This is a genomic window from Achromobacter semiaridum (assembly GCF_053543755.1).
Window position 1 is genome coordinate 19,038 of the sequence record NZ_JBLVOL010000027.1, and the last position, 14,543, is coordinate 33,580.

At 65.3% G+C, this 14,543-nt stretch carries 15 protein-coding genes; 6 read left to right on the forward strand and 9 right to left on the reverse strand.

What is annotated here, in order from left to right:
- Positions 1–20 precede the first annotated feature (20 nt).
- Positions 21–989, reverse strand: coding sequence for a Bug family tripartite tricarboxylate transporter substrate binding protein (locus ACNPP0_RS08785; protein ID WP_332611135.1), 969 nt, complete (start codon positions 987–989; stop codon positions 21–23).
- Positions 986–1,522 (reverse strand): GAF domain-containing protein, encoded by a 537-nt coding sequence (locus ACNPP0_RS08790; protein WP_332611136.1) that lies wholly within the window; start codon positions 1,520–1,522, stop codon positions 986–988. Before ACNPP0_RS08790 ends, ACNPP0_RS08785 begins: the two co-directional genes overlap by 4 nt.
- A 94-nt stretch (positions 1,523–1,616) precedes the next feature.
- Between ACNPP0_RS08790 and ACNPP0_RS08795 the strand changes: the two genes are divergently transcribed.
- Positions 1,617–2,582: a LysR substrate-binding domain-containing protein gene (locus ACNPP0_RS08795; RefSeq protein ID WP_332611137.1), complete on the forward strand. Its 966-nt coding sequence runs from the start codon at positions 1,617–1,619 to the stop codon at positions 2,580–2,582.
- Here the strand turns inward: ACNPP0_RS08795 and ACNPP0_RS08800 are convergent.
- From ACNPP0_RS08800 to ACNPP0_RS08820, 5 genes are all read right to left on the reverse strand, one after another.
- Entirely contained in the window at positions 2,575–3,765 is a 1,191-nt protein-coding gene (locus ACNPP0_RS08800) for a M24 family metallopeptidase (RefSeq protein WP_332611138.1), read from the reverse strand. The genes ACNPP0_RS08795 and ACNPP0_RS08800 overlap by 8 nt on opposite strands.
- A gap of 24 nt (positions 3,766–3,789) precedes the next feature.
- On the reverse strand, positions 3,790–4,773 hold the full coding sequence (locus ACNPP0_RS08805) for a Bug family tripartite tricarboxylate transporter substrate binding protein (protein ID WP_448705647.1): 984 nt from the start codon (positions 4,771–4,773) through the stop codon (positions 3,790–3,792).
- 181 nt (positions 4,774–4,954) lie between these two features.
- Entirely contained in the window at positions 4,955–5,608 is a 654-nt protein-coding gene (locus ACNPP0_RS08810; protein WP_448705648.1) for a LysE family translocator, read from the reverse strand.
- A gap of 63 nt (positions 5,609–5,671) precedes the next feature.
- Positions 5,672–6,565: a ZIP family metal transporter gene (locus tag ACNPP0_RS08815; protein WP_442880334.1), complete on the reverse strand. Its 894-nt coding sequence runs from the start codon at positions 6,563–6,565 to the stop codon at positions 5,672–5,674.
- A gap of 51 nt (positions 6,566–6,616) precedes the next feature.
- A complete protein-coding gene (locus ACNPP0_RS08820; RefSeq protein WP_332611142.1) occupies positions 6,617–7,138 on the reverse strand; it encodes a ferritin-like domain-containing protein in 522 nt (173 codons plus the stop codon).
- A 155-nt stretch (positions 7,139–7,293) separates the two neighbouring features.
- On the opposite strand from ACNPP0_RS08820, the gene ACNPP0_RS08825 reads away from it, so the two are divergent.
- The 4 genes from ACNPP0_RS08825 (at position 7,294) to ACNPP0_RS08840 (ending at position 12,010) form a co-directional block, all read left to right on the forward strand.
- Complete coding sequence (locus ACNPP0_RS08825) at positions 7,294–8,469, forward strand: hypothetical protein (protein WP_448705649.1); 1,176 nt, start codon at positions 7,294–7,296, stop codon at positions 8,467–8,469.
- A 10-nt stretch (positions 8,470–8,479) separates the two neighbouring features.
- Positions 8,480–9,202 (forward strand): ferritin-like domain-containing protein, encoded by a 723-nt coding sequence (locus ACNPP0_RS08830; protein WP_332611145.1) that lies wholly within the window; start codon positions 8,480–8,482, stop codon positions 9,200–9,202.
- A 165-nt stretch (positions 9,203–9,367) separates the two neighbouring features.
- On the forward strand, positions 9,368–10,186 hold the full coding sequence (locus tag ACNPP0_RS08835) for a glucose 1-dehydrogenase (protein WP_448705650.1): 819 nt from the start codon (positions 9,368–9,370) through the stop codon (positions 10,184–10,186).
- A 3-nt stretch (positions 10,187–10,189) separates the two neighbouring features.
- Entirely contained in the window at positions 10,190–12,010 is a 1,821-nt protein-coding gene (locus tag ACNPP0_RS08840; protein ID WP_448705651.1) for a glycoside hydrolase family 15 protein, read from the forward strand.
- Positions 12,011–12,020: 10 nt separating this feature from the next.
- Here ACNPP0_RS08840 and ACNPP0_RS08845 read toward each other — a convergent pair whose 3' ends face one another.
- Both ACNPP0_RS08845 and ACNPP0_RS08850 read right to left on the reverse strand, forming a co-directional pair.
- A complete protein-coding gene (locus ACNPP0_RS08845; RefSeq protein ID WP_332611150.1) occupies positions 12,021–12,587 on the reverse strand; it encodes a sugar O-acetyltransferase in 567 nt (188 codons plus the stop codon).
- A gap of 116 nt (positions 12,588–12,703) precedes the next feature.
- Positions 12,704–13,843 carry a GGDEF domain-containing protein gene (locus ACNPP0_RS08850; RefSeq protein WP_332611152.1) on the reverse strand — a complete coding sequence of 380 codons (1,140 nt, stop codon included), beginning with the start codon at positions 13,841–13,843 and terminating at the stop codon, positions 12,704–12,706.
- A gap of 354 nt (positions 13,844–14,197) precedes the next feature.
- On the opposite strand from ACNPP0_RS08850, the gene ACNPP0_RS08855 reads away from it, so the two are divergent.
- Positions 14,198–14,543 (forward strand): response regulator (locus ACNPP0_RS08855; RefSeq protein WP_448705652.1); only part of this gene is annotated, 346 nt, incomplete at its 3' end.

Here is a 14,543-nt window from a genome sequence, read left to right on the forward strand (position 1 = left end):
GGGGGGGGCCCGCCCGGGCGTCAATTGGGCTTTAACGAGATGTCCCGGGCCACCTGCCCCAGCAGGTCGTAGTCCTTGCGTGCGCGTGCCAGTGCTTCGCCCGGCGTATTGCCGACGACGACCCACCCCAGTTCCTGCAACTTGCGCTGCATGTCGGGTTCTTTCAGGCTGGCGGCGACCGCGTCGTGAAGCTTGTCGACGATGGCGGGGGGCGTGCCCTTGGGCGCCGCCAGCCCGAACCAGCCGGCCGGCACCAAGCCTGTCACGCCGACTTCCTTGGCGGTCGGCACCTGGGGGTAGCCGCTGAAACGATAGTCGCTGGTGACGAACAGCGCGGTCGTTTTGCCGGCGGTGACGTACGGGATCTGGGACGCCGCGTTGTCCATCATGGAATCCACGTGCCCGCCCAGGATGTCATTGACGGCGGGTGCCGCGCCCTTGTAGCCGATGATGCTCAGGTTCAGCCCCGCCAGCTTGGCGAAGGCTGCCTGCGTCAGATGCGCCTGCGTGCCCAGGCCCGCATTGGCCGACGTCAGGCCGCCCGGCTTGGAACCATCCAGCGCCTTGAAGGCCGCATAGGTCTGCGCCGGAAAGGTCTTGTTGACGACGAAGACGAACGGAACTTCGACGGCGATTGAAATGTGCGCCAGGTCGTCCAGCGTGCTGTAGCGCAGCTTGTAGATGTGCGGGTTGACCGAAATGGTCCCGCTGGCGCTGAGCAGCAGCGTATAGCCGTCGGGGGCGGCACGCACGACATGTTCGGTGGCGATGGAACCGCCCGCGCCCGGCTTGCTGTCCACGATGACGGGCTGGCCCAGGCGCTTGGACATCGACTCGGCCAGCAGCCGGGTCATCGTGTCGGACGCGGACCCGGGCGCATAGGGATAGACGATGGTGATGGCCTTGGCCGGATAAGCGTCGGCGGAGGCGGCTTGCGCCATGCTGCAAGGCAGCAGCAGCGCGGCAAGGTAAGTGCACAGGCGTTTCATGGTTGTTCCCCTTGGTGTCGTACTGTTTGAATAATGTTCTGGACCACCGGAATGGCAAGCGCGCCATACCAGTCAAGCTCCGCCAGCATGTCGGCGCGGTACCAGCCTGCCTGATGCAGAAGGTTGAGCGAGGCAATGGTCTGGCCGTCCCAGCGCACGGGCACGTTGACCGCGCTTTCGCAGCCCAGTGAGCGGATCAGTTCATGATCCGGAAACGCCGCTTCGCAGGCGGCGCGGTCCGCGCATATCCTGGCTTTGCCGTCTTGCACGACGCGGGCAAAAAAATCGCTGTCTTCGCGTATCGGCTTGGCGCCGCCGGGCGGGTAGGCGTCCGGCAGGCTGGAGAAATAGCGGCGGCTCAAGCCCGCCTGCCGGTCAAGGACCAGGACGGTGAACAAGCGGTAGCCGATGCGTTCCGCCAAGGCGGCGGCCAGCCCTTGCAGCCCGGCGTGCGGCTGCGGACCGCCGGCCAGCGCGCGCGCCATTGCACTTAGCGCATCCGCTTGCGGCGGCAGGTTTGTTGAACTTGTCACGGCCTGGTTTCCATCGGTGGTGGAAAGCCATTTTGGCCGCCAAAGGCCATGTAGAGCTAATGAATAAAGCTGAGATATCCATTACCATTTCCGCATGGAAAACGCCTCGACCGATCTTGCCTGGACTCGCCGCCTGAAGCTTCGACACCTACAGGTGCTGACGGCATTGGAAAGCGCGGGCAGCGTCACCGCGGCCGCCAAGGCCATGCACATGACGCAGCCCGCGCTGTCGCACTGGCTCAGCGATATGGAAGAGCTGGTCGGCACGGCGCTTTTCGTGCGGGGCCGCAAGCTGGAATTGACGGAAGCCGGGCGCGCGCTATGGCGCTATGCATGTCGCGTGCTGGGAGACACGGCGCGCACGGGCGAAGAAATCGAGGCGGTGAAGGGCGGCGTGGCGGGGCATCTGCATATCGGCACGATCCTGTCCGCCGCGCCCGTGTTGCTGCCGCGCGCCATCGCGGCGCTGCACCAGCGTTCTCCCAAGGTGCAGATCGAATTGGTGGAGGGCTTGCTGGAACCCTTGATAGAGCGGGTTGAACGCCGCGAAATCGATTTGATCATCGGCCCGCTGGACGTGCGCGCCAGCCGCTCGGGCCTGTGCACGGAATGGCTGATGACGGACTCCTTCAGCGTGGTGGCGCGACGCGGCCATCCGCTGGCTGAAATGGACGCGCCACGGTGGGAAGATACCGGCGCGTACCCCTGGATCCTGCCGCCACCCGGCACCTTGTCGCGGATGCGGCTGGACCAGGCGGTGGCAGACGCCGGCATGCCGCCGCCCAGGCCCGCCGTCGAGACCAGTTCGCTGGTGGCGCTGCTGTCCATGCTGCAAGACCGCGACTACATCGCCACCTTGGCAAGCTCGGTGGCGCACATGTATGAACAGCTGAACCTGATCCGCATCATCCGCGTGCCGTCACGACTGGAGTTCGGCCCCATCGGCATGCTGTGGGCGGCGGATTCCCCCAGCATTGTGCTGCCGGCCTTGCGCGATACCTTGCGCGAAGAAGCCGGCAGCCTTGCCGAAACGGGGAACGGCGGCGCAAGCGCTACTTGACGGTGGCGTACTCCAGCGTCTTGGGCGTATGCGTCAAGACGCGTGGGGTGTCGCCCACGACCACCGTGTCATCCAGCCGGAAGCCGCCGATGCCATAGGCGTAGATGCCCGGTTCGGCCGAGTACACCTCGTTGTCCAGCAGCGGGCGCTGGCAAAATGCCATGTCTTCGGGATACTCGTGGTGGATGATGCCCACGGCATGCCCGGTGCGATGGCGGATGAAGTCGGCGTAGCCGGCTTTTTCGATTTCGGCTTGCGCGGCGGCGTCGATCATGCAGACCGGGTTGCCGGTCCTGGCGGCGTCGATGGCCGCCTCGTTGGCCGCCTTGGCCGCCGACCACAACCGGGTCTGTTCGGCGGAAGGCGTACCGCAGAACCAGGTCCGTTCGTTCTCGATGGTCAGCCCATTCAGGCGCGGGATGACGATGTTGACCAGCACGTCGCCTTCCTTGATGCGCGCGCCGCAGGACGCGCCGTCGCCATGCGGGGACGCGGACGCCGGGCCGCTCAACGTCCAGCAGCGAATCACCTCGAAATGTTCGCCGGGAAAGCGTTCGGCCGCTTCCTGCACGAACAGCGACGCCATCGCGAAGTCCAGCTCTTGAACCAGGCGGCCGGGGCGAATGTTCTCGCGGTAACGGTCCTGAATCCAGTCCGAGATGGACGCGGCCGCCGCCATGACGGCCAGTTCTTCTTCGTGCTTTTGCCAGCGCAACGACCGGCACTCCGGCGTGGCGGGGCGCAGCACAATTTCGGGCAGCAGCCGCCCGACCGCCGCCAGCACCGGGCTGCCGCCCTCCACGGCGATGCGTGAACGCGCCAGGCCGGCCGATTTCAGACGCGCCGCCAGCACCTCGGGCAGCTGCGTGATCAGCGGCAGCCGGTTGGTCACGCGCGGGTGCTCGGCGTAGTAAGTGATATCGGTGATCCAGACCTTGCCCTGGTCCTGCGAAAACCGCATGTGATGCGTGGACAGCTCGTTCATCACCAAAAACGGTGTGCCGTTACGGGGCACGACGGCAAAGATCGGCCGTTCCCAGGGCAGGACGTCGGTGTGGAAGTTGGTGGCGAACTGAAAAAAATCCGCTGACGTGAAGACGATGGCGTCAACCGCCAGGTCGTCCATCATCGCGGTCATCTTGTCCAGCCGGTATTGCCAGACAGCCTTGGTGAGTTTGGGCATGGTGTATTTCCTTGTGGTAAAGCGCTATTCGTTGCCAAGGCCAAGCTGGCGGATTAGCGGCCCCCAGGTTGCGCTATCGCGCCGCGTCCATTCGGCCACCGTCTGCGGGGCCGACGGTAGCGGTTCCAGCTGCAATTCCAGCAGGCGAGCCTTGACAGCCGGGTCGTCGAAGAAGCGCCGCGTTTCCGCGTTAAGCCGTGCGATCGCCGTGGCCGGCGTGCCCTTGGGCGCGACCAGGGCATACCAGCCAGGCAGGGGGAAATCCGCCACGCCAAGTTCTTCCAGCGTCGGCACATCGGGCACGCTGGTCGCGCGCTTGCTGCCCACGACGGCCAGCGGCACGACCTTGCCGGCGTTGGCTTGCACGGCGGCGGTGTTCAGCACATCGGCCATCAATTCGGTCTGGCCCGCCATCACGCTGGTCAGGCCCGCCGCCGCGCCGTTGTACGGCACATGGGTCAGCGGCATGTTCAGGCGCTTGGACAGCATCTCGACGACCAGATGCGTCGAGTTGCCTTTGCCCGCCGACGCAAAATTCAGGGATTGCGGCTGCGCCTGTGCCATCTTGACCAGATCGTCCAGCGCGCGCGCGCCCGTCTGTTTGCTGGTCACCAACAGGAATGGCGTGTTGACCAGCAGGCTGATGCCGTCAAAGTCGCGCTCCGGCTGATACGGCATGTCCTTGTACATGTGCGGATTGAACGCCAGGTACGAGATGCCGCTGACCAGCACGGTGTAGCCGTCGGCGGGTTGCTTGGCGACATAGCTGGATGCCAGGATGCCATTGGCGCCCGGCCGGTTTTCAACGACCACGGGCGTCTTGAGCTGGCGGGAAACATAATCAGCCCACAGCCTGCCGATAACGTCCGTGCCGCCACCCGCCGCTTGCGGCACGACAAGCTTGATGGGTTTTTCCGGATACTCCGCCGCGACGGCGGTCGCGCCCGCAAGCGTCAGGCATGCAAGCGCGGCGGCGCGCCAGGCGCGCGCCAGCAATTTTTCCAACATGTGATTTCCCTTTGCATCATCGATAACCAGCGCCAGACGGCGCCCTGTAATTCGTTGACGATTATGGGCAGGGAAGACATTAGCGCCCAATGAATAAATCTGAGGACGCCATAAGCGTTACTGCATGGGCTGGGCACGCCGGGCGGGCCGGCGCGGGGCCAAGCCGGCCCGCGTCGCGCGGTTACTTCTTAGGGTGGTTGCCTGCCAGCGCGGCCGTAACGCCCAGCGCAATCAGCATCGCGCCGCCGACGTAACGTTCAAATTGCAGGTAGCCCCGGCTGCGGCGCAGCCAGCGGCCGGCGGCACTGGCCGCCAGCGCATAGCAGCCGTCGCTGATCAGGCCCAGCAACACGAACACCAGCCCCAGAAACACCACCTGCGAGGCGACATGCCCACGGCTGACGTCCACGAACTGCGGCAGGAAGGCCAGGAAGAACAAGGCCGTCTTCGGGTTAAGCAGGTTGACGATGAAGCCGTCGCGAAACAGGCGGCCGTAGCGGCGCGCCGTGGGCAGAGCATCCACGGTGGCCGGGACGGGGCGCGTGCGGATTTTCTTCAGACCCAACCAGATCAGGTACGCGGCGCCCGCGTACTTGACGATGCCGAAGGCCAGCGCCGACGACGCCAGCAGCGCCGACAGGCCAAGCGCCGCGGCCAGTACGTGCACCAGCGTGGCCGTGTGGATGCCCAGGTCGGACACCAGCCCGGCCTTGCGGCCTTGCTCGATCGACTGCGTGATGATGTAAAGCACCGCGGGCCCGGGGATGGCCAGCAGGATCAGGGCGGCACTGACGAACAGCATCAAATCGGCGGTACGGGGAATCACGAATTCCATGGCCGGGGCTCCGAAAGAGAAGGTCGGGGGAGGATGACAGTAAGGGTGGATTACTTTACCGCGTTAGCCCAACGCCGTATCCAGCAACGTCATCAGCACAAAGCCCAGCATCAACCCGCCCGTGGCCCAGGCCTCGTGGCCCTTGCGATGGGATTCCGGGATGATCTCGTGGCTGATGACAAACAGCATTGCACCGGCCGCGAAGCCCAGGCCCCACGGCAGCAGCTGCGCCGATCCGCCGACCAGCGCCGCGCCCAGCACGGCGCCCACCGGTTCCACCAGGCCGGATGCCGCACCCAGCGCGGCCGAAAACGCGCGCGAATAGCCGGCCGCCCGCAGCGCAATGGCAATGACCAGGCCTTCGGGCACGTCCTGGATGGCGATGCCAAGTGCCAGGGCGCTGGCGCGCATGGCGTCGTTGCCGGCGTAGCCCACGCCAATCGCCAACCCTTCCGGCAGGTTGTGCAGGGTGATAGCGAAGGCGAACAGCCAGGCGCGGCGCATGGCGCGGGCGTCCTTGCCTTCCTTGCCCTTGATGAAATGTTCGTGAGGGATGCGCTGGTCCATCAGCATCAGCGCGCCCGCGCCCAGCAAAATCGCGGCGCCCACCGTCAGGCCGGCGGCCCATCGACCCAGGCCCAGGTCGGCCGCCGCGTCCAGCGCGGGCATCACCAGCGAAAAGGCGCTGGCGGCCAGCATGATGCCCGCCCCGAACCCCAGCAAGGTGTCTTGCGTGCGGTCGGAAAGCGTCTTGCAGAACAAGATGGGCAAGGTGCCCAGCGCGGTGGCGGCGGCGGCGGCCAGGCCGCCCAGCAGGGCATCGCCCACCAGCGGATGGTGGGCATGCAGCAAAATCCAACCCTGGTAAAAGGCGGCAATGCCGGCCACCGCCAGGAACGTCCACATGCAGCGCTTGAACATCGACATACGCGAAGCAGGGCGGGCGTCCATGCTCATGGCAGGGCGGGCGCAACAACAAGGCGGCAGCGCATGGGCGGCGGTCCGGCGTTAGCGCTTGGCGGTGGCGTCGGGTTCGTCGGCCAGCATCAGGAAATGCCGCACCACCGCGCCGGTATTTTTTTCCAACCACTGCGCCATCGCGATCTCTTCCTGCAAGATGCGATCGCATTCAATGGCGGTTTCCGTGTCGCCCACGTAGCGCGCGGCTTCGATGATGTTCTTGTAGGCGGCGATTTCCAGGTTCTCGAAGGCGAAGCTGAACATCGAGCCCTTGATGATTTCATCGGAGGCCAGCACGCCCGAAAACCCCTGAAACGTTGCCATCGCCTTGCCGGCCATGTCTTTCAAGGTGGAGTTGTCTTGTCCGCGCCGTTCCAGGCAACGCTTGACCACGGCTTGCTGGCCGCGCGTTTCTTCGATGTGCTGCGAGATGCGCTGGCTGAGTTCGGGGTAGTTCTTGATGCGCGACAGCATGCTGGACAGCATGGTTTCTGCCTGTTCTTCCATCGCGTGCGCGTCGCGAAGCCAGTCGTTCAAGTGATCGTTGGATGGCCGGGAGGTCGTTTCCATGTCGTTCTCCGAAAAAGGTGCCAGGCAGAGCGTTGCCTGGGGCTGCACCTACAGCAATCACCGTTCCTGCCGATTCCCGTCCCTGCATGAAAAATGCCGCGATGCAGGCACGCAGTTTGCTGCCCCCTGCGGTTTTCGTGGAGGCCGATATGGGCATGATCAACAACTTATGGGACAACGCCGGAGTGCCGCTGGAAAAGCAGCGATTCACCTGGGCGGAAATGGCCGGCAAGCCGATCAGCAAGTTGGACGATGATGCGTTCACGCGCGTGCGGATCATCTTGCTGAACGGGCTGGAGCTGGACGCGCTGCGGCTCAAGCACATTGCCGGCCGCTTCAACGCGCCGCTGCGTGTGCCGTTGGCGCAACTGCGGCGGGTCGAGCAGCATCAAGCCACGATGATCAATTGGCTGCTGTCGGCCGACCATTCGCCGCTTGAGACCACCATCGCGTACGAGCAGGTGGCCATTGAAGTGACGGCGGCGGTGGCGCAGGCCGAGCCGGACCCGTATCAGGCGCAGAGTTATCGCTATGGCCTGCTGGAGGACTTTGACCATCTGTACCGCTACAGCGCGATGCTGGATCGGCTGGAAGGCAAGGACGCCAACAATATTCTTCAGGGCTATACCGACATCGTGCCCGGCCGGCCCACCCTGGACGAGCATCGCGCGCCCGAGGACGACGTCAGGCATTCGTATCAGCGCCAGCAAGCGGCGCTGTTGACCAAGATGCACGCCACGTTGATCACGGCGGCGGAATACCAGACGCATGACTACTACATGAACATCGGGCCGCTGTTTGCCGACCCGCTGGCGCGCCAGCTGTACGCCGAGATCGCGTCGGTGGAAGAGCAGCACGTGACGCAGTATGGGTCGTTGCAGGACCCGGATGAATCGCTGTTGGAAAAATTGCTGATCCACGAAGCCACCGAAGTCTTCACCTATTACAGCTGTGTGGAGCAGGAAACGAATCCCAGGATCAAGGCCATCTGGGAACGCTTCCTGGACTACGAGCTGGGCCATCTGTCGATGGTGAAAAACCTGTTCAAGCAGATCGAACGGCGTGATCCGGAAGAGGTGTTGGGGTCGGTCATTCCGTCGGCGCTGAAGTTTGCGCCGCAGCGCGATTTTGTGCGCGCCGTGCTGGCCAAGGAAACCGGCTTGCGCGCCAAGGGCACCGCCTACGTGCCGGGCGATCAGGAAAGCCAGGCATCGGTCGAAGCGCGCGGCATCCTGAATGCGTCCGGGTCGCCCAGCAGCATGGTGTCCGCCGGCTACGTGTGGACGCCGGGCACTGAACTGAACCGGCGCGCCGAACGCCCGCAGCAATAAGGAGCCAACCATGGAAAAAGCCACCAAGACCGGGATGAATCGCACCGGCATGCAGATGGCGCCCGTGCAGGGGCCGATGCAAGTGAAATTCGCGGTCGACCAGGGCCCTTCGCCGGGCGGCATGCAGGCGGCCGTCGCGCAGCGCACGGCGGCCATCGTTTCCGCCGGGCGGCTGGGGTCGGTGCCGGTGCCCGCCACGGGCAAGGGCGTGCTGACCACGGTTGCGGGCAAGCTGACCGGCCGCAACCCGGAAGTGTTGATCGACAAGCTTGGGCAGCGGGCGGCGTACGAGCGGTCGGGTGTGCGCCTGTACGAAGCCATGCTGATCAAGGTCGAGGCCGACCGCGATGACCGCAACACGGGCCTGCGCACCGACCTTATCAAGATCCGTGACGAGGAAGAGGCGCACTTTCACATGCTGGTCGACGTCATCGAAAAACTGGGCGCGGACCCCACGGCGCAGACCCCGGGGGCCGATGCCAGCGCGATGGCATCGATGGGACTGGTGCAGGTGTTGACCGACCCGCGCACCAGTATTTCGCAAGGCCTGGAAGCGTTGCTGACCGCTGAACTGACGGATCACGCGTCTTGGGAACTGCTGACCGAACTGGCCGAGCAGCAGGGCCAGGACGACCTGGCGGCCCAGTCGCGCGAAGCCGAAGCGGCCGAGGCGCGGCACACGACGATCATCCGCCAATGGCTGCGGGAGTTCGTGGCGCGCGAGGCGACCTGATGGGCAGGTATCGGGCGACGGCTGAGGCGGGCATAAGAAGCCGTCGCACTGCCGGGGCGGTTGATGCGCACGCCGCTCCGGGACTAAGCTGGCGTCTGGCTATCGACAGCGGCAAGCAGGTTCACCCGGCATCGGACCGAACCTGCCCGCCTCAAGGAGAGCAGCATGCGGCATGCGGTAGATCTGTCCGGGCGCGTGGCAATCGTCACCGGCGCCAACTCAGGGATCGGGCGCGGTATTGCGCTGGAACTGGCGGCGGCGGGGGCGCGGGTGGTGGTCAACCATCGGCCTAACGAAGACTCCGAGCGGCGTGGCCTGGACGTCGTGCATCAGATCGTCGATGCGGGGGGGCTGGCGGTGGCGGCGGCCGCCGACATCAGCCGCGAAGACGATGTTGACCATTTGTTCAGCGTCGCGGCGGAACATTTTCAGCGCGTCGACATCCTGGTCAACAACGCCGGCATCGAACAGCCGGCCGCCATTCAAGACATGACGTTGGCCCAGTGGCAGAAGGTGATCGACACCAACCTGACGGGCCAGTTCCTGTGCGCCCGAGCGGCAGCGCGGGTATTCCTGAATCAGCAACCCCCGCCAGGGCCGGACGAGGCCGCCGGCAAGATTGTCTTCATCAGCTCGGTCCATGAAGTGATTCCGTGGGCGTTTCAGGTGAACTACGCGGCGTCCAAGGGGGGCGTGTCGTTACTGATGCAGTCCTTGGCGCAAGAGCTGGCGCCCATGAAGATCCGCGTCAATTCCGTGGCGCCGGGCGCCATCCGCACACCGATCAACGCGCCGGCATGGAACACGCCCGAAGCCCTGGAATCATTGCTGAAGCTGATTCCGTACGGCCGCATCGGTGAACCCAAGGACGTGGCACGCGCGGTGGCGTGGCTGGCCAGCGACGACTCCGATTACGTCACGGGCTCGACCTTGTTCGTGGATGGTGGCATGACGCTATACCCCGGCTTTCGCGGGGCGGGCTAGGCCATGTCCAAACGCATCGAGGACTATGGCCTGATCGGCAATATGCTGTCGGCCGCGCTGGTGGCGCGCGACGGCTCGATCGACTGGTTGTGTTTGCCGCATTTCGATTCCCCCGCCTGCTTCGCGGCCTTGCTGGGCAACGACAGCCACGGGCGTTGGTTGCTGGCGCCTGACGGCGCGGGCCACACCAGCACGCGCCGCTACCTGCCCGACACCGCGGTACTGGAAACGCGCCACGAAACCCCGGACGGGGTGGTGCGCGTGTACGACTTCATGCCGCTTAGCGACGACGAAGAACGGGTGGACGTGGTGCGCATTGTCCAGTGCGAGTCCGGGCAGGTGGACATGCGCATGGAGCTGACGCTGCGCTTTAACTACGGGCAGGCGGTGCCGTGGGTGCGGCGGCGCGATTACGGACTTAGCGCCATCGCGGGGCCGGATGCCGTCGAGCTGCATACAGCCGTGCCGCTGCAAGGGCGGGACATGAAAAGCGTGGCCGAATTCCGGGTGCGCCAGGGCGAGACGGTGCCGTTCACCCTGTCTTACCACCGCTCGCACAAGACGCCGCATTTTGTGCCGGATCGCATGGAAAGCATGGACCGCACGATTGCCTGGTGGCAGGAATGGGCCAAGCGCTGCCACTGGGAGAACGGGCCCGGGCGGCGGCGCGATGCGGTGGTCAGATCGCTGATTACGCTGAAGCTGCTGACGTTTCAGCCCACGGGCGGCATCGTTGCCGCGCCCACCACGTCGCTGCCCGAGCAATTGGGCGGCACCCGCAACTGGGACTATCGCCATTGCTGGCTGCGCGATTCCGCACTGACGCTGTATGCGCTGCTGAATGCGGGTTATCGCGAAGAAGCCGAGGCGTGGCGGCAATGGCTGTTGCGCGCGGCGGCGGGGCACCCCAACCAGCTACAGATCATGTATGGCATCGCGGGCGAACGCTGGCTGCCCGAGCACGATATTCCGTGGCTGCCGGGCTACGAGAACAGCGTGCCGGTGCGGCTGGGCAATGCGGCGGCGGGCCAGATGCAGCTGGACGTCTATGGCGAACTGATCGAAACGCTGCACGCCGCGCGCGTCGCGGAACTGGCGCCGCTGGCCGAAGCATGGCGCATGCAAAAGGTGCTGCTCAAACCGCTGGAAGAACTGTGGCGCAAACCCGATCACGGCATCTGGGAAATGCGCGGCCCGCCGCGCGCGTTCACGCATTCGCGGCTGATGTGCTGGGTGGCGCTGGACCGCACGTTGAAGTCGTGTGAGCGCTTTGGGCTGGAAGGGCCGGTGGACCGATGGCGCGCGCTGGCCGCCGAGATCCGCGACGACATCTGCACAAACGGCTACGACGCCCAGCGCAATACGTTTGTGCAGTACTACGGCGGCACGGCGTTGGACGCCAGCCTGCTGCTGATTCCGCAAGTGGGGTTCCTGCCGGCGGACGATCCGCGCGTGACGGGCACCGTGCAGGCCATTGAGCAGGAACTGCTGCGCGGCGGCTTGCTGCTGCGCTATTCCACCGAGCGCAGCGACGACGGCCTGCCGGGCGATGAAGGCGCGTTTCTGGCGTGCAGTTTCTGGCTGGCCGACGCCTACATCATGCAGGGCCGCCTGGATGACGCGCATCGTTTGTTCGACCATCTGCTGTCGTTGCGCAATGACCTGGGCTTGCTGGCCGAGGAATACGATGTGGCGCGCAAGCGGCTGGTGGGCAACTTCCCGCAGGGGTTTTCCCATATCGGGCTGGTCAATACCGCGTACAACCTGAGCGCGGCGGGCGGTCCGGCGCACCAGCGATCGTTCCGCGACGCGCCGCAGGACTGAGCAAAGGGGCTTAACGGCCGATGGGCCGCGCCGGGTTGCCCGCGACCGTGGCCGACGCTGGCACGTCCCGCGTGACGACGCTGCCCGCGCCGATGATCGCGTTGTCGCCCACCGTGATGCCGGGCAGCAGGATCGCCCCGGCACCGATCCACACGTTGCTGCCGATGCGAATGGGCCGGCCAAATTCAAGACCTGCCGCGCGCGCGGCCGCATCGCGGGGGTGGTCCGCCGTCATGATCTGTACGGCGGGGCCGATCTGTGTGCCGTCACCGATGTGGACGTCGGCCACATCCAGGATCACGCAGTTGAAATTCATGAAGACGTTGGTGCCCAGGTGGATGTTGCAGCCGTAGTCGCAATGAAACGGCGGCCGCACCACCGCGCCGCGTCCCACGGTGCCAAAGCGTTCGCATAGCAGCGCGTGGCGCTCGGCGGCGGGCGCGGCCAGGGCGGCGTTGTATTTGACCATCCAGGTTTTGGTGGCGGACTGCTCGGCCTGGATGTCGGGGTCCGTGGGATCGTAAAGATCGCCGTTCAGCATTTTTTGAATTTCAGCGCCGGGACGTAGGCGGGGCATGGCGGGTCCTTGTGCGGTAGGAATGACGCGCTTGGCCCTCAGCAAGCGTCGTGCCCAAGCCGGCGGCGCGGGGGCGGCCGACGAAATACAAGCAGGCGCCCCAAGCGGCCCGAGCGTCAGGCGGCGACCTGGTTGCGGCCCGCTCTTTTGGCGGCATACAGCTTTTCGTCGGCGCGCTGGAATAGCGATTGCCAGTTGTCGGCCCCGGTCGCCGCCGCCACACCCAGGCTCATCGTCACTGGCGAGGCCCCGTCGGGCGCGCGCACCGTGTCCGCGACAAAGGCCCGCAGCCGCTCCGCGCAGCGCACCGCTTCCTGGAAGTCGGTGGCAGGCAGGTAGATGGCGAACTCTTCGCCGCCGATGCGCCCCAGCAGGTCGCGCTTGCGTACGGACAACGTCAGCGCCCGCGCGACGTCTTTCAACACCGCGTCCCCGGCGCTGTGGCCGTATTGGTCGTTGATGCGTTTGAAGTGATCGACATCGCCAACCACCAACGCAGCCGGTTCCTGACCGCCCTGCTCGAAGGGGCGCATGCGCGTCTCGAAGCCCCGGCGGTTGAGCAGGCCCGTCAACCAGTCTTTCTCGCCTTCATGCCGCACCTCGTCGATGGTGTCGGCGGCCACCGCCAGCAACAGCGTGATTGCCAGGCCCACGCTGAAGACGGCCAACGACAACTGCAACCACTGCCAGAACGGGGAGTCGGCAAATGCCAGCGGGCCGTTGGGTGCGTGCGTGCCGATGCTGAGCAACGTGCGCGGAAAAAAATGCAGGCCGAACGCCAGCAGCACCACGAACAGGGCGGTGTCGATGCGGCGCCCGGCGGACGCCCGGCGCATGCGCAATGCGGCCAGCGACAGCAGGGCGCCGATGCCGATGTTCAGCACATAGACCCGCACCAGCAGATTTCGGTCGATATAAAAGAAGTACCAGAGCGCCGTCAGGATGACGGCGCCAAAGGCCAGGTACACGCGCCAGGGCAGCCCCCGGCCGACGCGGTTCAGGATGCCTTGCGTGGCGGCGCAGACGGCCGCCGTGTACAGCATGCCGGACACCAGGGCGTTGGCGCCCGAGTCGCGCGGCACGTACAGGATCTGCGACGTTGCGCCGACGGCGAACAGGCCACACCCCGCCGCCAGATACAGAAGATAGGTGCGATGCCGGAAGGCGCACCAAATGCCAACAAATGTAATGCCGAAAACCACCACCAGGGTAGGGGCAATCAACGACAGGGTGATTCGAACCTGGGCACCAACCATATAAGCATCCTGAAGAACCCGCACGTGCGTGCAAGGCACCGGCCAAGGGTGGAATGCTACCAAGGGTGCGCGTCGGCCATACGCCGCGTTTGCGAAAAGCCGGGGGGCGGGGCGCCGTCCGGGCGTGGTTTCGTCCCGATACAATTCCTTCAAACATGAACGACCGGCATGGCCTAGGATTCCGCCTTATACCGCCCGCCATCCTCTTTTGCGTACGCTTGAAAGCGCCAAAAGTCAGGAAACGTCGCGAGGCCTTTCCCGCCCCTTATCGCCATGCCGCCCCAACAATGGGCGCCGGTGTACCAGCCTGGGCGGCCAAACATACGAACGCCGCGCCAGGCGGCATTGAACACCATGACGAAGATTCTTGTTGTCGATGATCAGCCGACGCTGATCGAGCTGTTAAGCGAATTCCTTGGGGACGAAGGCTACGAGGTAACGGGCCACACCGATGGACTGACCGCGCTGCAACAGATGCTGGCCGTGCGCCCCGACCTGGTCATCACCGACTTTTCCATGCCCGGCATGCACGGCGGCGCGCTCCTGACCGCCATGCGCGAAAACGCCTACCTGTGCGACACCCCCGTGGTCGTGTTGAGCGGCCGGCCGGAATACGAAGTGGACGAGGCCTGCGAAGGCTATGCGGTCTACCTGCGCAAGCCGGCAGACCCGACCGACGTGCTGGCAGCCGTGCGCCGCC